The 21,011-nt window shown below is 62.7% G+C and carries 13 protein-coding genes and 1 riboswitch; of the genes, 8 read left to right on the plus strand and 5 right to left on the minus strand.

Going from position 1 to position 21,011, the window contains the following annotated elements; translation table 11 throughout:
* Positions 1–8: 8 nt before the first annotated feature.
* A complete protein-coding gene (locus BN1133_RS11765) occupies positions 9–1,130 on the plus strand; it encodes a 3-phenylpropionate MFS transporter (RefSeq protein ID WP_050666719.1) in 1,122 nt (373 codons plus the stop codon).
* A 28-nt stretch (positions 1,131–1,158) separates the two neighbouring features.
* Here BN1133_RS11765 and BN1133_RS11770 read toward each other — a convergent pair whose 3' ends face one another.
* Genes BN1133_RS11770 through BN1133_RS11780 form a run of 3 tightly spaced genes read right to left on the minus strand, consistent with a single transcriptional unit; the run spans position 1,159 to position 3,126 of the window.
* The gene (locus BN1133_RS11770; RefSeq protein ID WP_050666720.1) at positions 1,159–2,307 is read right to left on the minus strand and encodes a hypothetical protein; all 1,149 of its coding nucleotides are present in this window, start codon (positions 2,305–2,307) and stop codon (positions 1,159–1,161) included.
* Positions 2,307–2,516: a helix-turn-helix domain-containing protein gene (locus BN1133_RS11775; protein WP_005352490.1), complete on the minus strand. Its 210-nt coding sequence runs from the start codon at positions 2,514–2,516 to the stop codon at positions 2,307–2,309. The genes BN1133_RS11770 and BN1133_RS11775 overlap by 1 nt, the downstream gene beginning before the upstream one ends.
* A gap of 7 nt (positions 2,517–2,523) precedes the next feature.
* Positions 2,524–3,126 carry a DUF2975 domain-containing protein gene (locus tag BN1133_RS11780; RefSeq protein WP_050666721.1) on the minus strand — a complete coding sequence of 201 codons (603 nt, stop codon included), beginning with the start codon at positions 3,124–3,126 and terminating at the stop codon, positions 2,524–2,526.
* 219 nt (positions 3,127–3,345) lie between these two features.
* Between BN1133_RS11780 and BN1133_RS11785 the strand changes: the two genes are divergently transcribed.
* The 4 genes from BN1133_RS11785 (at position 3,346) to BN1133_RS11800 (ending at position 14,437) form a co-directional block, all read left to right on the plus strand.
* Complete coding sequence (locus BN1133_RS11785) at positions 3,346–6,807, plus strand: hybrid sensor histidine kinase/response regulator (RefSeq protein WP_050666722.1); 3,462 nt, start codon at positions 3,346–3,348, stop codon at positions 6,805–6,807.
* Positions 6,808–7,012: 205 nt separating this feature from the next.
* Positions 7,013–7,100, plus strand: a riboswitch (cyclic di-GMP riboswitch).
* 321 nt (positions 7,101–7,421) lie between these two features.
* Positions 7,422–10,019, plus strand: a complete 2,598-nt coding sequence (locus BN1133_RS11790; RefSeq protein ID WP_050666723.1) for a glycosyl hydrolase family 18 protein — start codon at positions 7,422–7,424, stop codon at positions 10,017–10,019.
* A gap of 20 nt (positions 10,020–10,039) precedes the next feature.
* Complete coding sequence (locus tag BN1133_RS11795; protein ID WP_082177993.1) at positions 10,040–12,451, plus strand: M66 family metalloprotease; 2,412 nt, start codon at positions 10,040–10,042, stop codon at positions 12,449–12,451.
* Between the two features lie 87 nt (positions 12,452–12,538).
* A complete protein-coding gene (locus BN1133_RS11800; protein ID WP_050666725.1) occupies positions 12,539–14,437 on the plus strand; it encodes a glycoside hydrolase family 19 protein in 1,899 nt (632 codons plus the stop codon).
* 53 nt (positions 14,438–14,490) lie between these two features.
* Here BN1133_RS11800 and BN1133_RS11805 read toward each other — a convergent pair whose 3' ends face one another.
* Entirely contained in the window at positions 14,491–16,215 is a 1,725-nt protein-coding gene (locus BN1133_RS11805) for a proline--tRNA ligase (protein WP_050666726.1), read from the minus strand.
* Positions 16,216–16,315: 100 nt separating this feature from the next.
* Positions 16,316–16,753, minus strand: a complete 438-nt coding sequence (locus BN1133_RS11810; RefSeq protein WP_231686266.1) for a globin domain-containing protein — start codon at positions 16,751–16,753, stop codon at positions 16,316–16,318.
* Positions 16,754–16,890: 137 nt separating this feature from the next.
* Between BN1133_RS11810 and ruvA the strand changes: the two genes are divergently transcribed.
* The 3 genes from ruvA (at position 16,891) to BN1133_RS11825 (ending at position 21,004) form a co-directional block, all read left to right on the plus strand.
* Complete coding sequence (ruvA, locus tag BN1133_RS11815) at positions 16,891–17,505, plus strand: Holliday junction branch migration protein RuvA (RefSeq protein ID WP_050666727.1); 615 nt, start codon at positions 16,891–16,893, stop codon at positions 17,503–17,505.
* An 11-nt stretch (positions 17,506–17,516) separates the two neighbouring features.
* Positions 17,517–18,530: a Holliday junction branch migration DNA helicase RuvB gene (gene ruvB, locus BN1133_RS11820; protein WP_050666728.1), complete on the plus strand. Its 1,014-nt coding sequence runs from the start codon at positions 17,517–17,519 to the stop codon at positions 18,528–18,530.
* Between the two features lie 917 nt (positions 18,531–19,447).
* Complete coding sequence (locus tag BN1133_RS11825) at positions 19,448–21,004, plus strand: cytochrome ubiquinol oxidase subunit I (RefSeq protein WP_050666729.1); 1,557 nt, start codon at positions 19,448–19,450, stop codon at positions 21,002–21,004.
* Positions 21,005–21,011: the final 7 nt, after the last annotated feature.

The following is a 21,011-nucleotide window of genomic DNA, read 5'->3' on the forward strand; positions in this document are numbered from 1 at the left end:
GAGTTCCCATGCCCGCCTTCTCCTGGTTAGCCCTCTTCTTCGGGGCCTTCTACTTTGTCTATGGCGCCTATCTGCCATTCTGGTCCCTCTGGCTGGAAGGAGTCGGGCTGACCCCGGATCTTATCGGCTTGCTGCTCGGGGCCGGCATGGCCATCCGTTTTGCCGGCAACCTGCTTATCATGGGGCGCATCAAGGGGGCGGCCAACCTGCTGCCCATGACCCGGCTGCTCTCCCTGCTCTCCCTGCTGAGCTTCATCGGTTTCTACCTCGGCCACTCCCCCTGGTGGCTGGTGGCCCTGACCCTGGTGACCAACTTCATCTACCCGACCCTGATGCCCATGGGGGAGGCGCTCGCCACCCGCATGGTGGTGCAGGTGCATCTCGACTACGGCAAGGTGCGCCTGTGCGGCTCCTTTGCCTTTATCGTGGCCTCCACCCTGGTCGGGGTGCTGGTTGGCAAGTGGGGCAGCAACTGGGTGCTGCACACCATGGTGGCCGGCCTGGTATTGATGTTGCTGCTGAGCTGGTTGCCCCTCTCACCGGCTCCCAGAGACATCGCCGGTGAGCGGGCCCGCGCCAGCCTGTGGGAGACTTTTCGGGATCCCGCCGTGCGCCGTTTGCTCCTCATCGCCTGCCTGCTGCAGGGAAGTCATGCGGCCTACTATGGCTTTAGCGCCATCCACTGGAAGGCGGCCGGCTACAGCGGCAGCACCATTGGCTACCTCTGGGCCCTGGGGGTGGTGGCAGAGATCTGCATGTTTGCCGCCGATCGCCGCTTTCTCTCCCGTTTCCCGGCCCGCACCCTGTTCCTGGTGGGGGGGATCGGCTGTCTGGTGCGCTGGGCCCTGATGGGGGCGAGTACCGATCTCTGGGTGCTGCTGCTTGCTCAACTGCTCCATGCGGTCACCTTCTGCGTCAGCCACCTGGGGGCGGTCCGCTTCATCACCCGGGAGCTTCCCCCCGAGCGGCAGATCCCGACCCAGGCCCTCTATTCGGCTCTGGCGCTGGGCATGACGGTGGCCATCCTGATGGCCTTCTGTGGCCAGCTCTACCAGAGCCTGCAGGGGGGGATCTTCTGGCTGATGATGGGGGTGGCGCTGCCCGCTCTCTTCCTCAAGCCCCGCCAATGAACAGAGGCGCCCGAGGGCGCCTCTTGCATCACTTCAGATAGCGTTGCTCCAGTCCCTGCCAGCGCAGGGGACCCAGGACCTCTTCCAGCCAGCGCTGGCTGCCTGCATCCAGCTGCCCCTGTTCGTCGAAGGTGAGGCGGGCGGGCCAGCTGCCCGGCGAGATCCCCTGACTCGCGAGCCGGTGATCGAGCTCCTCCCAGAAGGCGGCCCCCTTGACGTAGAAGAGGGGGTAGAGGGAGGGGTCTCCCTCGCGCAGCCGTTCATAGGCCAGGTAGAGGCCGCTGCGTTTGTCGGGCAGAGCACGCGCCTGCCACTCGTCGACCGCACGCTCCCCCTGTAGTCGAAAGTGGCGCAGGCTCTTGATGGCCAGGTACTCCGCCAATCCCTCAGCAGCCCAGGCCGGCCAATCTTCGGTCAGCAGCTGGTGCACCGCCTCATGGGCACTGATGCGCAGCAGTCGCTGGGTCGCCTCGGCGGTGGGCTCTCCCCGCCGTACCGGGTAGTTGGCCACGAACAGGTTGCCCCCGGCGGCGCCACCCAGGGAGTGGCTCTCCACATCCCGGGCCAGCCAGATGAGGTGCCAGTCGGGCGGCATGGGGCGATCGAGCTGCTCACCCAGATAGGCGAGGATGGCCTCGAGCTGCCCCTGCAGGGAGTCGAGGGGCAGGCGCTCTGCCATGGCATCGTGGGTTATCCGCACGTTGGCCCGGGATTGGGTCTTCAGGGTGGCGAGCCCCTGACTGAGAAAGAGCGGTGGTGCCGAGAGGGGGGGCAGGGGAGTACAGCTGCCATCGGGCAGGCAGACCCTGGCCTCACCCCCGGTGCGGGGAAAGTTGCCCCACTCGCTCACCAGCCAGCTGCCCGGGCCGAGCCGCACACTCTGCTGAAGGGCGGCATCGACGCCTTCGGCCGGTGCCGGAGTGAGGGGGATAGACCACTGCCACTGGCGACAGTGGGTCAGGGCCCCCATCCCCCCCTTCTTGTCATCCAGGCAGACGGGGGTGACCCCCGCCTGGCCGGGCTGGCTGCGGGAGGGGGAGAGGCGATAGGGGGCGTTGCCCTCAACCGAGAGGGTCACCCTGAGGCGCAGGGGATCGTCGGTCTCCTCCAGTTGATAGAGGCTGGCCGCCTGCAGGGTCGGCAGCAGGCCGAGGACACACCAGATGAGGGGGCGCATCAGCTCTCCTCCTCGTGGGCGAGCAGATCCCCCGGCTGGCACTGCAGCTCGCGACAGAGGGCCTCCAGGGTCGAGAAGCGCACCGCCTTGGCATGGCCCTTCTTGAGGATCGAGAGGTTGGCCTCTGTGATGCCGATGCGCTGGGCCAGCTCGCGAGAGGTCATCTTGCGCTCCGCAAGGAGGGCGTCGAGTCGAATGATGATGGGCATGTTTGCCTCACACCGTCAGGGCTTGATCGTCGGCCAGGCGCTTGGCCTCGCCCATCACCAGGGCCAGGGCCAAGACAATGAGTCCTGCCAGAAGGGTACGAAAATCCGCTGAGCCAACGGTGATGCTACCGTGCAGCTTCGGGCCATTCATCGTCAGGACGGCACCGAGCAGAGGGGTCGTCAGTTGGCTCACGACAAAACTGCTACATAGGCCAAGCCCGATCATGCGGTAGCGGCCAATCTGGCTCAGGGTGAAGAGCATTCCGTGGCGGTAGCCACTAAATAGCTGATGCAGTTGCCACAAGATCAGCATTTGAACCACATCTGGCAACAAGATGACCAGAGTGGCCAATAGCCGAGTCGATATGGTCAATGGATATGCATCGAGTGAATGAGGGGTAGCATGAATCCGGGTTGTACCGCTTGCGTCATAGCCGAAGTGAGCACCAGAACCACCCAGCACATTAATTAGCTGATCTTGGAGAAAGTCGTTACTACCCAAAAGATAGGACCATGACATGGCAATGGTCAGCAGCGGTGTTGCCAGCATGGCGAACAGTAATATCCATTCGATCAGGGTACTCATGCGTTCGAGCTTGTTGGATGTCATATAAACCTCATGGCAGACGGAGTGCGTCGACAGAGCGAGCTGCACTTACTGTTTATCGATAATCTGGTGCCATTGTTTATTGTTTTTCGATATTCTGTCAAAGGGTATATATCGAAAAACAATAAATATTCCTGTTCGAGAAGGAGTGACATTTTTCGATGACCTCTCTAGACTGCGGTCTATCTCGCCTAAATTCTCAATCTTGACAAGAGGTTAGTGATGCAACAGGGATGGTTGCTGATCGGGGTTTCGCTGGCCTATCTGGGGCTCTTGTTCCTCATCGCCTATGTGGCCGACAAGCACCGCCGGGCCCGTCTGCCGGGTCAGCCCCTGCTCTACAGCCTCTCGCTCGCCGTCTACTGCACCTCCTGGACCTTCTATGGCACGGTCGGCCAGGCGAGTCTGGACCCCTGGTCCCCCCTGCCCATCTATCTCGGTCCCATGCTGGTCTTCCTGCTGGGATGGCGGGTGTTGGCGCGCCTCATCCTGGTGGCCAAGCGTGAGCACATCACCTCGATTGCCGACTTCATCGCCGCCCGTTATGGCAAGTCCCAGCATCTGGCCATGCTGGTGGCCCTGGTGGCGATCCTCGGGGTGCTGCCCTATCTGGTGCTTCAGCTCAAGGCGATCGTCATCGGCCTGGAGCTGTTGACCAACGGGGCGGCGGGGGCCAGCATGGGAGGCGGGCGTGCCGGCCTGGCCCTGGGGGTCGGCCTGCTGCTCGCCCTCTTTAGCATACTGTTTGGCACCCGACACCTGGACGCCACCGAGCACCACAGGGGCATGGTGGTGGCCATCGCCTTCGAGTCCGTGATCAAGCTGCTCGCCTTTCTGCTGGTGGGGGGCTTCTCCCTCTGGCTGCTGTGGGGAGAGCCCAGAGTCTGGCAGACGGCGGCGAGCCAGGAGTTCATCCGGGGTGCGAGCGAGCTGCGCGGCAGTCAGCTGCTGGAGCTGGCTATCTACACCCTGCTTGCCATGTGCGCCATCGTCTGTCTGCCGCGCCAGTTTCATGTGACTGTGGTGGAGAACAATCAGGGGCATGATCTCCACTGGGCGCGTTGGCTCTTCCCCGTTTATCTGTTTCTGATGGGGATCTTCATCTGGCCCCTGGCTCTGGCCGGTCGCCACTGGCTGGGGGAGGGGGTCTCGCCCGATACCTTCGTCATCAGCCTGCCCCATACCCTGGGTTACGACGCCGCGGCGCTGCTCGCCTTCCTCGGGGGGACCTCGGCCGCGACCGGCATGGTGATCGTCTCGACCCTGGCGCTCGCCATCATGGTGAGCAACGATCTGGTGTTGCCCCTGCTGCTGCGCCGCTATTGGCAGCGACGCCAGGACGATCGGCTCGGTCGCCTGCTGCTGCGGGTGCGCCGGGCCGCCATCCTGCTCATCCTGCTGGCCGCCTGGGGGCTCTACCTCTGGCTCGGGGAGATGACCAGTCTCTCGGGGATCGGCTTTCTCTCCTTCGGGGCGGTCGCCCAGTTTGCGCCGGCCCTGCTGCTCGGTCTCTACTGGCGTCGTGGCAATCGCAAGGGGGTCTACCTGGGGCTGATCCCCGGCCTGACCCTCTGGCTGCTGACCCTGCTGCACGAGAGCGGCATGCTGGCCGGCTCCCCCCTGGCGAGCCTGTTGGCACCGCCGGATCTGCCCTGGCTGCGGGAGGTGAGCGTCACCGCCTGGTGCCTGCTGCTGAGCCTGCTGCTCAACCTCGCCGGCTATGTGGCCGGGTCACTGCTGGCCAGGCCCGCAGTGAGCGAGCGGCTGCAGGCAGCCAACTTCGTCGGCAAGCCGAGCCGGGACACCTCGGCCCTCTATCAGGCCAGGGTGACGGTGAAGGAGCTGGAGATGCTGGCCACCCGCTTCCTCGGACCGAGCCGGGTCAAGCGTGCCTTCGGCCGCTTCGCCGCCGAACGCGGCGGCACCCTGGCCCCGCACATGCAGGCCACTCCCGAGCTTATCGTGCATACGGAGCGGCTGCTGGCCGGGGTGTTTGGCACCTCGTCGGCGCGCTTGGTGCTCGCCTCCGCCCTGCAGGGGCACAACATGCAGCTCGAGGAGATCGCCACCATCGTCGATGAGGCCTCGGATCTGCTGCGTTTCAACCGAGATCTGCTGCAGGGGGCCATCGAGCACATAGGCCAGGGGATCTCGGTGGTGGACAGGGAGCTCAAGCTGGTGGCCTGGAACCGTCGCTACGTCGAGCTGTTCAGTTATCCCCCTGGTCTCATCCAGGCGGGGCGTCCCATCGAAGAGATCATTCGCCACAACGCCAGTCAGGGGCTGTGCGGCCCCGGGGAGATCGAGGCCCAGGTGGCGCGGCGGGTGGCCCACATGCGCAGCGGCAGCCGCCACGTCTCCGCCAGGGAGCGCCCGGATGGCCGGGTTATCGAGATGCAGGGCAACCCCATGCCGGGGGGCGGCTTCGTCATGACCTTCACCGACATCACCCCGTTTCGCGAGGCGGAACGGGTGCTGCGTGAGGCCAACGAGCTGCTCGAGGCCCGGGTCGCCGAGCGCACCCGCGAGCTCTCGGCGCTCAACACTCAGCTGTTGGCGGTCAACCAGCAGGTGGAGCGGGCCAACCACTCCAAGAGCCGTTTTCTCGCCGCGGTGAGCCACGATCTCACCCAGCCCCTCAATGCCGCCAAGTTGTTTGCGTCGGCCCTGCGCGAGCAGCTGCCGCCGGGTGAGCCGGCGCACCTGGCCGAGCGCATCGACACGGCCCTGGAGGCGGCCGAGGATCTCATCTCGGACTTGCTCGATATCTCCCGCCTCGAGGCCGGCAAGTTCAAGGCGCGCAAGAGCGACTTTCTCCTGGCCGGGGTGCTGGAGACCCTCCAGGCGGAGTTCGGGGTGCTGGCCAAGGCGGGCGGGATGGACCTCACTGTGGTGCCCTGCTCCCTGACGGTTCACTCGGACGCCAGGCTGCTGCGCCGGGTGCTGCAAAACTTCCTCACCAACGCCTTTCGCTATAACCCGGGGGGCAAGGTGTTGCTCGGCTGTCGACGGGTCGGCGATCGAGTGCGCATCGAGGTATGGGACAACGGCCCCGGCATACCGCAAGAGAAGCAGAGCGAGATCTTCGAGGAGTTTCTGCGCCTCGACCACTCCCGCACCGCCATGGAGCAGGGGCTCGGACTCGGACTGGCTATCGCCCGTGGCATCGCCACCGTGCTGGGCCATCAGATAGGGATGCGCAGCTGGCCCGGGCGTGGCTCAGTCTTCTCCCTTACCCTGGCCTGCGTCGCCCCCCTCGGGGTCAGCCTCAGCCCGAGTATGCCTGTGGCCGCCAGCGACTCACTGCTGGCGGGGTGCCGGGTGATCTGCATCGACAACGAGCCGGAGATCCTGCTGGCCATGGAGTCCCTGTTGCGCCGCTGGGGATGCGAGGTGCGCTGTGTGGCGGATGCCGAGGGGGCCAGCAACGCCGTGGAGAGCGGGTTTGTGCCGGATCTGGTGCTCTCCGATTACCACCTGGATCGCGGACAGAGTGGTCTGCAGGCGCTGGAGCGGTTGCGGCTTCTTCATGGTGAGCCGATCCGCGGCATCATCATCAGCGCCGATCGTAACCCTGATCTGCTGCGCCGTATCCGGGAGCAGGGCCACGGTTATGTGAGCAAGCCGGTCAAACCTCTCAAGCTGCGAGCCCTGATGAACAGCCTGCTTGGCGACGTGGCGTGACGCAGCTCCCATTATTCATCACAGAATAGAAGTGGCTTGTTGCAGTGGAAACGGGGGAGTTAGCCCCCCATTGGGGGATGTTTATCGTCCGTTTCCCGTAACAGGACCACTTTGAATACTTATCACCTGTCATTTTTACTAGGTGGCCTTTCTTCCCGCTCCCCCCCTATATTCGGTGTGCGATTTATTTTCGTCGCGAAACAAGTTGTGTTAAGGGCAAACCGGTCGAAAGGTCGGGACGCAAAGCCTCCGGTCTAAGGGTCTGAAAGACCTAAGATAGCGGGGCCTCCACGGGTTGTTGGGCCGCCTTTGCCAAGGGGTAGCCCGTACCTGTCCGTTGCGTTCACCTGTTCGGCTATTACCGGGGTAGCGCCTCCTCTGGCACTGCTCCCGGTGCAACCTCTCCCGATGATGTATCGGGCGATGACCAAAAAAACGACACAATTTCGAAAGCAGCGGTATCGCCGGGTGCCTATAACAGGCACACCTCGATGCCAACGGCTTGCTGCAATGCTGCTCTGATCATCTGGCCTTGCCCTGGGTCCGATGGCTCGGCGGTGATACACCCTCGTGCCAAGCGGGGGAAAACTCCATAACAAACAGGGATTTTCACTATGCTAAGTCCAAAACTCACACCGCTGGCCCTGCTGGTCGGCATCCTGGCGGCGACCACTGCGCATGCGGCGGCACCGGGTAAACCCACCATAGGTTGGGGTGAGACCAAATTCGCCATCATCGAGGTGGATCAGGCTGCCACCGCCTACAACAAGCTGGTCAAGGTCAAAGATGCTGCCGATGTCAGCGTGAGCTGGAACCTCTGGAGTGGCGATGTCGGCCAGACTGCCAAGGTGTTGCTCGATGGCAAGGAGGTGTGGTCCGGTCCGGCTGCGGCCTCCGGCACGGCCACCTTCAAGGTGAGCAAAGGGGGGCGTTACCAGATGCAGGTGGCCCTCTGTAATGGGGATGGCTGCACCCTCTCAGACGCCAAGGAGATAGTGGTGGCCGACACCGACGGCAGCCACCTCAAACCCCTCAAGGCGCCGCTGCAGGAGAACAACAAGCCCTACGTCAACAAGTCGGGCAAGGTGGTGGGCGCCTACTACGTGGAGTGGGGTGTCTATGGTCGCAAATTTACCGTGGACAAGATCCCGGCCCAAAACCTCACCCATATCCTCTACGGTTTCACCCCCATCTGCGGTGGCAACGGCATCAATGACAGCCTCAAGGCCATCGAGGGGAGCTTCGAGGCGTTGCAGCGTGCCTGTGCCGGTCGTGAAGATTTCAAGGTGGCCATGCACGATCCCTGGGCCGCCATCCAGATGCCCCAGAGCGGCCTGACCGCCTATGACGAGCCCTACAAGGGGAACTTCGGTGCCCTGATGGCGCTCAAGCAGGCTTACCCGGATCTCAAGATCCTCCCCTCCGTGGGCGGCTGGACCCTCTCCGACCCCTTCTACTTCCTCGGTGACAAGAGCAAGCGCGATACCTTCGTCGCCTCGGTGAAAGAGTTCCTGCAGACCTGGAAGTTCTTCGACGGGGTGGATATCGACTGGGAGTTCCCGGGTGGACAGGGGGCCAATCCCGGCCTGGGTGGGCCGAACGATGGCCAGACCTATGTGACCTTGATGAAAGAGCTGCGTGCCATGCTCGACGAGCTGGAGGCCCAGACCGGGCGCAAGTATGAGCTCACCTCGGCCATCAGTGCCGGTGGCGACAAGATCGCCAAGGTGGACTACAAGGCGGCCCAGCCCTACATGGATCACATCTTCCTGATGAGCTACGACTTCAACGGCGCCTGGAGCAATACCGAGTTGGGTCACCAGACCAACCTCTACGCGGCGAGCTGGGATCCGGCCACCAAGTACACCACCGACAAGGGGGTGAAGGCGATGCTGGATCAGGGGGTCGAGCCCGGCAAGCTGGTGGTGGGTGCCGCCATGTATGGTCGGGGCTGGACCGGGGTGAGTGGCTATCAGGCCGGCAATCCCTTCACCGGTACCGCCACCGGCCCGGTCAAGGGAACCTGGGAGAACGGCGTCGTGGATTATCGCGACATCGTCAACAACCGCATGGGCGCCGGTTGGGAGAAGGGGTATGACGAGATGGCCGAGGCCCCCTATCTGTTCAACGCCGGTACCGGCGATCTGATCAGCTTCGACAACGACCGCTCGGTCAAGGCCAAGGGACAGTACGTGCTGGCCAACCAGCTGGGTGGTCTGTTCGCCTGGGAGATCGACGCCGATAACGGCGACATCCTCAACGCCATGCACGAAGGGCTTGGGCATGGGGATGGTGGCACCACTCCGCCGGTCAACAAGCCGCCGGTGGCCAATGCCGGCAGCGATGTGAGCGCGACCGGCCCGACCGAGGTCATCCTCAACGGCAGCGCCTCTCACGATCCGGAAAATGGTGTGCTGACCTACAGCTGGAAGCAGCTCTCGGGCCCGCAAGCCTCTCTGCTCGACGCCAGTCAGGCCAAGGCCAGAGTGGTGCTCGACGGGGTCAGTTCCGACATCAATCTGGTGTTCGAACTGACCGTCACCGACGATCAGGGGCTCAAGGCCAGCGATCAGGTGGTGGTGACCAACAAGGCACCCCAGCCCAATCTGCCTCCCGTGGTCACTGTGCCGGCCAGCGCCAGCGTGGAGTCAGGCAAGCAGGTGACCATCCAGGCCAGCGCCAGCGATCCCAACGGGGACGCGCTCACCTATCAGTGGACGGTGCCCGCCGGCCTCACCGCCACCGGGCAAACCGGTGCCACCCTGGTGGTCACAGGCCCGAGCGTTACCACCGATACCCCCTATGATCTGACCCTGACCGTCTCCGACGGCGCGCTGGATACCAGCGTGGCGACGCGCCTGACCGTCAAGCCCGCCAGCACCGGGGGCGGTTGCCAGACCACTGACCCGGATGCGGCCAACTGGCCTGCATGGCAGGGGAGCAAGACCTATAACGGCGGCGAGAAGGTGAGCCACAACCAGCTGGTGTGGCAGGCCAAGTACTGGACTCAGGGTAATGAACCTGGCCGTACTGCCGACCAGTGGCAGTTGCTGAGCCAGGTACAGCTCGGTTGGGATGCCGGTGTCGCCTACAACGGCGGCGATCGGGTCAACCACAACGGCCGTCAGTGGAAGGCCCAGTACTGGACCCGCGGCAACGAGCCCGGCAAGCACGACGTCTGGCAAGACGTGGGAGCCGCCAGCTGTAACTAATCTTCGTGAATACCCGGGGCATGCCGTTGGTATGCCCCACCCCGCCAACAACGAGAACAACAATGCGTATCACACACACGACCAGGCTCATCATGGCGGCCCTGGCAGGCCTCTCTTTACCTGCTGCCGCCACCCCCCTTCTCTTCAACGACACCCGGGGGCCCAACGATCTGGTGGGCTCTCTGGCGGCCCGGGTGCAGTTTGCCCAGAGCCAGATTCTGCCCGCCCATCCCGGGGAGGGAGATCGTCAGCCCACCCTGACTGCGCTTCGCAAGAGCCTGCTGCTGGTGCAGCCACTCCAGTCCGACGGCGTGACGCCGATGCAACTCGAGGCCCGTAACGGGAGCGGCCAGCTGCTTGGCACCCTCTCTCTGGCGCCTCCCTCGGCCCTGCCCCGGACCGTCTATCACCTCTCCGGTGTGCCGGACGAGGGGGTGGACTTCACCCCGCCCCAGGGGGATCCGCTCATCATCAGCAGCAGTGCCGAGCTGGCCAGACTGGATGACAAGAGCGGCGCCTTCCTCGGGGAGAAGTTGGCGCAGAGCCCCCTGGTGGAGATCCGGACCGCCGACGGGCGCTGGGTACGCAACATCTACCTGCCCCTCGGGGAGCTGGAGGGCAAGATGGTGCGCATTCGTTCCGATGCGGGCTACAACTCGACCCTCTTCTATGGCGATCGCCAGGTGACCGTCTCCCGGGGTCAAACCCTGCAGTTCAAGTTCGTTAACGGTCAGTGGTTCCGGGAAGGAGAGCTGGAGAACAACCGTATCGCCTATGCGCCGGATACCTGGAGCGGCGAGTTGCCCGCCGACTGGATAGTACCGGGGCTCAGGCTCACCCTGCGTCAGGGTGCGCTCAGCGGTGAGCTGACCGACCTCAGGGTGGGGGCGCCCGGGGAGCTGCTGCTTCACACCATCGATATCGGCATGTTGACGACCCCGCGTGGTCGCTTCGACTTCGCCGGGGACCAAGAGGCGCAGCGGGAATATTTCCAGACCATTCCGGCCAGCCGGATGGTCGTCAGCCAGTATGCGCCCCTCTACCTGACCGAGGTCATGCTGCCCGATGGCACCCTGCTGACCGATGTGGATCCGAGTCAGGGGGGATGGCACACGGGCACCATGCGCCAGCGTATCGGCAAGGAGCTCATCTCCCACGGGATCGACAATGCCAACTACGGCATCAACAGCACGGCCGGCGAAGGGGAGGGGAGCCATCCCTTCGTGGTGGCCCAGCTGACGGCGCACAACAGCCGCGGCAACTATGCCAATGGGGTTCAGGTGCACGGGGGCTCGGGCGGGGGCGGCATCGTCACCCTGGATGCCTCCCTTGGCAACGAGTTCAGTCATGAGGTGGGGCACAACTTCGGTCTTGGCCACTATGTGGACGGCTTTCGTGGCTCGGTCCATCGCAGCGCCGATCAGATCAACTCCGCCTGGGGTTGGGACGGGGACAAGGGGCGCTTCATCCCCAACTTCTTCCCCACCCGCAGCGACCAGGCGGCCTGTCTGGACGGTGAGTGCCAACCGCCGTTCGACGGGCGCACCTTTGGTTTTGATGCGATGGCCGGAGGCAAGCCCTTCTCGGGGGCCAACCGATTCACCCTCTACACCCCCAACTCGGCGGCCATCATACAGGGCTTCCTGGAGAGCAAGGCGGTGTTCGACGCCGCCTCCCCCACCGGTTTTAGCAAGTGGAACGCCGCAGAGGCCAGGATGGAGCCCTATCAGCACAGGGTCGAGGGCATCGAGAAGGTGGATGCCCCCATGAATGCCCTGACCGAGGCGGGTCTGGCCCCCTTGCTGGCCGATTATGAGCTGGTGCGGGTTGCCATGTGGGACGGTCACTGGACGCGGGACATCCGGGTCCCCGCCGCCTCTGCCGAGAACCGGGGGCGCAGCCTGATCATAGATCACGGCGCCGGCTATAACAGTCACCTCTTCATCAATGGCATGGATCTCCTGGTGAGCCGGGGCTTCAAGAAGAGCTTTACCTCGGATGGCCAGAGCTGGTTGGAGGTACCCCTCATCGACACCCGGGTGGCGCGCAAGCCGACGCAGTTCGGGGTGCCGGTGACCACATTGGTGGGGTACTACGATCCGCAAGGCTCCCTGCCCAGCTACCTCTATCCGGCCCTGCACGGTGCCTATGGTTTCACCTACCCGGATGACGGCACCACCCTGGCCGATAGCGACTGCCAGCTGCAGGTGGAGACCCGGGATGGCGTGCTGCGCTTCAGGCTGGCCAATCACCGCAGTAACGGGGCCGTGATGAACAAGTTCCACGTCAACGTGCCTACCGCCAGCGAGCCGCGTCGGGCCAGCCTGCTGTGCCGTGGCCAGCCGTTGGATCAGGAAGGGGTGCTGCCCCCTCCCGCGGGATTGGCATTCAACGTCTACGGGCGAGCGCTGACGGCCTCATCCGTTCAATAAGGAGAGAGAGGGGCCAAGGCCCCGTCTCTACCTGGCCTGGTGGGGTGATGCCCCGCCGGCTCCCGTCATGACAGGAGATCAATAACAATGAAACCGAATCGCATCGCACTACTGCTTGCCGGCATGATGCTCAGTGGCCACCTCTGGGCCGCCGAGGCTTATGACATCAACAAGTCCTATGGAGGAGGGAGTCAGGTCAGCTACAACGGCCAGATCTACGAGGCCAAGTGGTGGGTCAATCCCGGCCAGAGCCCGGGGATGGAAGTGGCCAATGAATGGGACTCTCCATGGAGCCTGGTGGGGGAGGGCGGGGCCACGCCACCCGATGGGGGCGAGCCGGTCGCACCACCGACTCAGCCCGACGGGACGGCGCCGGTCTACATGACGCCGGCCGAGCTCACGGCCAGAGAGCAGGCGCTCACCGACTTTCCCCAGATGGCCGTGGTGAAGGCGTCTATCGCTACCCGCGACAACCTGGTGGTCGAGGCGGTGCAGCCGGGGCGTGCCGACAACCCGGGTAACGTCAAGCGGGTCGAGAGCCTGCTTGGCGAAAGCCAGTTTAACTACCTCTTCCCCCTGCGCGCCCCCGAGTACACCTATCGCGGGCTGCTCCAGGCGGCGGCCAAGTTCCCGGCCCTGTGCGGTGACTACAGTGACGGGCGCGATGCCGATGCCATCTGCCGCAAGACCCTGGCAACCATGTTTGCCCACTTCGCCCAGGAGACCGGTGGCCACGAGAGCTGGCGCCCGGAGGCGCAGTGGCGTCAGGCACTGGTTCATGTGCGCGAGATGGGATGGAGCGAGACCATGCGCGGCGGCTACAACGCCGAGTGCCGTCCGGACGTGTGGCAGGGACAGCAGTGGCCCTGTGGCACCTTTGAGAACGGGGAGTTCAAGAGCTATTTCGGTCGTGGTGCCAAGCAGCTCTCTTATAACTACAACTATGGCCCCTTCTCCGAGGCCATGTATGGCACGGTACGCACCCTGCTCGATCGGCCGGATCTGGTGGCCGACACCTGGCTCAACCTGGCCAGTGCCATCTTCTTCTACACCTATCCCCAGCCGCCCAAGCCCTCCATGCTCCATGTGATCGACGGCACCTGGCAGCCCAATGAGCACGACCGCCAGAGCGGGCTGGTGCCGGGCTTCGGGGTGACCACCCAGATCATCAACGGTGGCGTGGAGTGCGGTGGCAGCAGCGAGCATGCCCAGTCCCAGAACCGTATCGACTACTACCGGGAGTTTGCCAACTACTTCGGAGTACCGGTGCCGGCCGACGAGGTCCTCGGCTGCAAGGGGATGAAGGTCTTCGACGACGGGGGCGCAGGAGCCCTGCCCATCTATTGGGAGCAGGACTGGAGCTATGTGGCCGGTAACCCCAATGGTGGCAAGAGCTACGCCTGCAAGCTGGTGGGTTACCAGACCCGCTTCAGCGCCTTCAAAGAGGGGGATTATGCCCGTTGCGTGCAGCACTTCTTCCCCGAGGTGGTCGTCGAAGATAACGGCGGCGGCAGCAACCAGCCTCCGGTTGCCGCCATCACGGGACCGAGCGAGGCGCAGGGCGCAAGCACTGTGACCCTCTCGGGCCAGCACTCCAGCGATCCCGAGGGCAAGCCCCTGACCTACGCCTGGACACTGCCGGCCGGAACCTCGGCGCCGGTGCTGGATGAGGTCACCCTGGCGCTGACCTTGCCCACGCCGGCGAGTGATACTCCTCTCGAGGTCAGGTTAACGGTGACCGACGAGGGGAACCTCAGTCGCACGACCAGCCATGCCCTGTTGGTGAAGGGGGAGGGGGGGACCACCCCGCCCGACGCCCCGGCCTACAAGGAAGGAACGCCCTACAAGGCGGGAGAGTGGGTCAGCAATGATGGCGCCATTTACGAATGCAAGCCACACCCCTATACGGGCTGGTGTGCCGGGGCGGCCTGGGCCTATGAACCCGGAAAGGGAACTGCCTGGCAGGATGCTTGGATAAGGCATTGATAATAAAATAAAAAAAGCGCGCCGTAGGGCGCGCTTTCTCTTTCCGGAGCGGATTAACGGCTCAGCTTGGCCTTGAGCAGGGCGACCACGTCGTCGATGGCGACCTCCTGCTTCTCACCGCTGCGGCGGCACTTGTACTCCACCACGCCGTTGTCGAGACCGCGCTCGCCGATGACGATGGCGTGCGGGATGCCGATAAGCTCCATGTCGGCGAACATGACCCCCGGACGCTCTTTGCGATCATCGAACAAGACGTCGATACGGGCGGCCTTGAGCTCGCCGTAGAAGCGCTCGGCCAGTTCGGCGACGCGCACGGACTTGTGCATGTTCATGGGGATGACCGCCACCTCGAACGGGGCGATCGCCTCCGGCCAGATGATACCGTACTGGTCGTTGTTCTGCTCGATGGCGGCCGCCACCACGCGGGAGACACCGATGCCGTAGCAACCCATCTCCATCACCACGGACTTGCCCTCTTCGTTGAGGACGGTGGCCTTCATGGCCTCGGAGTACTTGGTGCCGAGCTGGAAGATGTGGCCCACTTCGATGCCGCGCTTGAGCAGCAGGGTGCCGGTACCGCAGGGGCTGGGATCCCCCTCGACCACGTTGCGGATATCGGCCACTTCATAGCCCTTCACATCGCGATCCCAGTTAGCGCCGGTCAGGTGGAAGCCGGTCTCGTTGGCCCCGCAGACGAAGTCGGCCAGGTGGGCGGCGCTGCGGTCGACCACGACGCGCCCCTTGAAGCCGACCGGGCCAATGGAGCCGGCGTCACAACCGGCGGCGGCCTTGATCTGCTCGTCGTTGGCGAAGGTCATGGGCTTGGCCACGCCGGCCAGCTTCTCGGCCTTGACGTCGTTGAGCTCGTGGTCGCCGCGCAGCACTAGGGCGATCACCGGTTGCTCACCTTGCTCGTTCTCTTCGCCCAGCACCAGCAGGGTCTTGGCGATGGCAGTGGGAGCGACCTTCAGGAAGGCGCTGACCTCATCGATAGTGTGCACATCGGGAGTGGCCACCTTGGTCAGCGCCGCGCTGGCAGCCGGGCGCTCACCGGCCGGCGCCAGGGCTTCGGCCATCTCGATGTTGGCGGCGTAGTCGGAGCTGTTGGAGAAGGCGATGAGATCTTCACCGCTCTCGGCCAGCACCTGGAACTCGTGGGAGCCGGTGCCACCGATGGAGCCGGTGTCGGCCTGCACCGGGCGGAAATCCAGGCCCATGCGGGTGAAGGCGGCGCAGTAGGCGGCGTGCATCTTCTCGTAGGTGTCGACCAGGCTCGGCTTGTCGATGTGGAAGGAGTAGGCATCCTTCATCAGGAATTCGCGGCCGCGCATTACGCCGAAACGGGGGCGCACCTCGTCACGGAACTTGGTCTGGATCTGGTAGAGGTTCAGGGGCAGCTGCTTGTAGCTGTTGACCTCGTAACGCACCATGGCGGTGATCACCTCTTCGTGGGTCGGACCCAGCACGAAGGGGCGGTTGTGACGGTCGGTCAGGCGGCACAGCTCGGGGCCGTAGGCATCCCAGCGACCGGACTCCTGCCACAGCTCGGCCGGTTGCACCACAGGCATGGAGACCTCGATAGCGCCGGCGTTGTTCATCTCTTCGCGAACGATATTCTCGACCTTCTTCAGCACGCGCAGGCCGGTGGGCAGCCAGGTGTACATGCCGGAGGCGAGTTTACGGATCATGCCGGCACGCAGCATCAGCTGGTGGCTGATGACTTCCGCATCGGACGGGGTTTCCTTGAGAGTGGAAAGCAGGTAGTTGCTGGTACGCATCGCTCGTGACCTTCAAATGGTGCGGGCCCGTGCCCGCAGAGAAAAATTCAAGGGCGAAATAGTAACAGGGAGCAGGGGAGGAGCCCAAGGGATAAATGGGTCACTCCTCCGTGGCGAGCCCCTCCAGCATGATATTGCTGATGGCCCAGTAGGCCCGTGACCAGGCCCGGGCCAGTTCGGGGGTAAATTCATCCCCCAGACGCCGTGCCAGCACCAGGGTCATCGCCTCCTCCAGGGTAGTGAAGTGGGCCGGCTCCACCTGCCACTTGCGATGGCGGTGGCCCAGATCGCGGATGATAAAGGCGAGGCTGTCGAGCTCGGCCAAGCTGGTGAGCACCGTATTGAGGGTGTCATGGAGCTTGGACTGCAGTTGATGGGGAGGTGAAATAAAACGGGTTTTGAGCTCGGGGGCCAGAATGAAGAGTTCATCGTAGACCGCATGAACGTAACTGTGGCCGATGGCCACCCGGGCCCAGGCATTTTGCACCAGGCGGATTTCGTTGGCGGTCAGGGGCGGGTAGGCAAGGGGGGAGGACATGCAGGTGTGCTCACTGCTGGAGAGATACCAGAAAGCATAATCCCATTCGAGCCGGCTCGCTCGGGGGGATATGCTGGATACTTATCCAGTTATTCTTTATGCTATGGCCAGTTTTATCGCCGGTTGAGGTAGGAAGCGTGATAGGTCGTCTGCGTGGCATCGTGATTGAGAAACAACCCCCCGAGGTCGTGCTGGAGGTGGGCGGTGTGGGCTATGAGGTGCACATGCCCATGAGCTGCTTCTATGATCTCCCCGAGCTGGGCAAAGAGGCGCTGATCTACACCCACTTCGTGGTGCGGGAAGATGCGCAACTGCTCTATGGTTTCAACCACAAGCAGGAGCGGGCCCTGTTTCGCGAGCTGATCAAGGCCAATGGCGTCGGCCCCAAGTTAGCCCTGGCCATCCTCTCCGGCATGAGTGCCAGCCAGTTTGTCCTGTGCGTGGAGCAGGAGGATATCTCTACCCTGGTGAAGTTGCCCGGCGTCGGCAAGAAGACCGCAGAGCGGCTGGTGGTCGAGCTCAAAGACCGCCTCTCGGGCTGGGTCAGCCAGGATCTCTTTACCCCGGCTGCGGTCAAGCTGCCCGAGCCGGTCTCCGGTCTGCGTGAGCCGGATGCGGTGGAGGAAGCGGCCAGCGCCCTGGTGGCGCTCGGTTACAAGCCGGCCCAGGCCAGCCAGGTGGTGGGCAAGGTGGCCAAGGAGGGGATGTCGGTCGAGGCGATCATCCGCGATGCCCTGCGCAGCCTGGTGTGACGAGGTAACCCATGATCGAAGCCGACCGTCTTATCTCAGCCTCTGCCGCCGGCCACGACGAGGATCTGATCGATCGCGCCATCCGTCCCAAGTCGCTTTCGGACTACAAGGGGCAGGATCATGTGCGCGAGCAGATGGAGATCTTCATCGAGGCGGCTCGCCAGCGCGGCGAGGCCCTCGACCATCTGCTTATTTTCGGCCCTCCCGGTCTTGGCAAGACCACGCTGGCCAACATAGTGGCCAACGAGATGGGGGTGAACATCAAGACCACCTCCGGCCCCGTGCTGGAGAAGGCCGGCGATCTGGCGGCACTGCTGACCAACCTCGAGCCCAATGATGTGCTCTTTATCGACGAGATCCATCGCCTGAGCCCTGTGGTGGAGGAGGTGCTCTATCCCGCGATGGAGGATTACCAGCTCGACATCATGATTGGAGAGGGGCCGGCGGCCCGCTCCATCAAGCTAGACCTTCCTCCCTTTACCCTGATCGGGGCCACTACCCGGGCCGGTTCTCTCACCAGTCCGCTCAGGGATCGTTTCGGCATCGTCCAGCGCCTGGAGTTTTACAGCGTGACCGATCTGGCCGATATCGTGGCCCGCAGCGCTCGTTGTCTGGGGCTCGACATGGGGGCCGATGGCGCCCACGAGGTGGCCCGCCGCTCCCGCGGTACACCGCGTATTGCCAACCGGCTGCTGCGCCGGGTTCGTGACTTTGCCCAGGTCAAGTCTGATGGCACCATAGACGGCGTTATCGCCGCCCGAGCCATGGATATGCTGGATGTGGACAACGAGGGTTTTGACTTCATGGACCGCAAGCTGCTGCTGGCGGTGATCGACAAATTTCTCGGTGGTCCTGTGGGGCTCGACAACCTGGCGGCGGCCATCGGTGAGGAGAAGGACACCATTGAAGATGTGCTGGAACCCTATCTTATCCAGCAGGGCTTTCTGCAGCGTACGCCAAGAGGGCGGATTGCGACCCCGCGCGCCTATCTCCACTTCGGCCTTGAACGACCGGAAAATGGCTAAAACAGCCTCTTGATGCAAACACCGCCCCTCGGGGCGGTTTTTTTATATTGATAAAAAAAAGCCCACGGCAGATGCGGTGGGCAAGACAATTCAGGATGGATGTTCACATACAGAGTAAGGCGCGGCGGAGATCCGGGCGTTGGGGTCATGGGGACCTTACAGGCGGTTCAGCTGATACATCTGAACAAAGGAAAGCTTGTAATAACGAAGGGTGCGCTCAACAAACTTTTTCATCTCGTCGTCACTCATAACAGGAGAAATGGAACGGTGGCAAGGTGGCCTGTCAACCAGGATCTACCGTGCCGGACTTAATCTGCGAGGCGAATTTTAGGGAGGAGACGAGAGTCGGGCAAACTAGAAAAATTGCAGAAGTTGGGTTAGAAAAACTAATTCATATATTCATCCACGGAATCAACATTCTGATGCATTTTGGTAAGGGTGCGGCTCTCGTTATAGCCCATGATTATAAAGCGTGACATTTGCCAAAATGCCCTCTTATGAGGGCTTGTCACCGGCACTGGGTCAGAATGGAAGAAATGAAATAAAATCCTTATGTAGCAACATGTTGAATTTATGTTGAAGTGTGATGCTGCTCACTTTTTAAACGCCTTTCCCGGTCGAAAGGTGTATTTTTCATGGCGGTTTCTTCGCCGCCTTCACATTGATTTCCGTCAAATAAAGGTGATATAACACGGCGGTATTTTTGCGTCTTTGCTGAGAGAAAGAAGTTGTTTATCGCATGTTAAACATTAGCTTTTTTTCTCTTTTTTGTTGCCGTTAGGTTAACGCTTTGACGTCTTGTTGGTCTTTTGCATGGCGTTTTTCTTTGCGACTCCAGGCGTGCAGGGGACCAGGTGATCGGAAGCTTTTCATTAACTACTCCCAATAGCCGTGCCAATAATCGGTGAGGAAACATCATGATTGCTGAGCATGTGGTTGACCTGTCGCGGATCCAGTTTGCTGCGACGGCCCTCTATCACTTCCTGTTTGTACCCCTGACGCTAGGGATGGCCTTCATCCTGGCGATCATGGAATCGGTCTATGTCATGACCAACAACCCTGTCTACCGGGATATGACCAAGTTCTGGGGCAAGTTGTTTGGTATCAACTTCGCCCTCGGTGTCACCACCGGCCTGACCATGGAGTTCCAGTTCGGTACCAACTGGGCCTATTACTCCCACTATGTGGGGGACATCTTCGGGGCGCCGCTGGCGATCGAGGGGCTGATGGCCTTCTTCCTCGAATCCACTTTCGTCGGCATGTTCTTCTTCGGTTGGGATCGTCTGAGCAAGACCCAGCACCTGGCAGCCACCTGGCTGATGGCGCTCGGGACCAACCTCTCCGCCCTCTGGATCCTGGTCGCCAATGGCTGGATGCAGAACCCGGTGGGGGCCGAGTTCAACTTTGAAAGCATGCGTATGGAGATGGCGAGCTTCGCCGACGTGGTGTTCAACCCCGTCGCCCAGGTGAAGTTCGTGCACACAGTGGCCGCCGGTTACACCACGGGGGCCATGTTCGTGCTGGGGATCTCCTCTTACTACCTGCTGAAGAACCGTGATGTGGCGTTTGCCCGCCGCTCCTTCGCCATCGCCGCCGCCTTCGGCATGGCCTCCATCCTCTCTGTTATCGTGCTGGGCGACGAATCCGGCTACGAGACCGGTGAGGTGCAGCGGGTCAAACTGGCGGCCATCGAGGCGGAGTGGGATACCCACCCGGCCCCGGCCTCCTTCACCCTGTTCGGCATTCCGAACCAGGAAGAGATGCGCACCGATTACGCCATCAAGATCCCTTACGCCCTCGGTATCATCGCCACCCGCTCCCTCGACGAGCAGGTGACCGGCATCAAGGATCTCAAGAGTGAGCACGAACTGCGCGTGCGTAACGGCATGGTCGCCTATGATCTGCTGACCCAGCTGCAGTCGGGCGACAAGTCCGAGGAGACCCGTGCCCGCTTCGACGAGGTGAAACAGGATCTCGGCTACGGCCTGTTGCTCAAGCGCTACACCGACAAGGTGACCGATGCGACTGACGAGCAGGTCAAGGCCGCCGTGGATGACTCCATCCCGAATGTGCTGCCGCTCTTCTTCACCTTCCGCATCATGGTTGCCTGTGGCTTCCTGATGCTGGCACTGATCGCCGTGGCCTTCTATGACAGCGCCCGCCATCAGATCGGCAAGCGCAGGTGGCTGCTCAAGGCTCTGCTGTGGGGGATCCCGCTGCCCTGGATCGCCGCCGAGTGTGGCTGGTTCGTGGCCGAGTATGGCCGTCAGCCCTGGACCATCTCCGAGGTGCTGCCGACCTTTATGTCTGCCTCCAATGTGCCGGCCTCCGAGATCTGGTTCTCCCTGATCGGCATCTGCCTCTTCTATAGCGTGCTGTTGGTCATCGAGATGTACTTGATGTTCAAGTATGCCCGTCTCGGCCCGAGTAGCCTCAAGACCGGCAAGTACCACTTCGAGCAGCTCAAGGCATAAGGAGAGC

It is taken from the genome of Aeromonas schubertii, from assembly GCF_000820105.1.
Lineage (GTDB): Bacteria > Pseudomonadota > Gammaproteobacteria > Enterobacterales > Aeromonadaceae > Aeromonas > Aeromonas schubertii.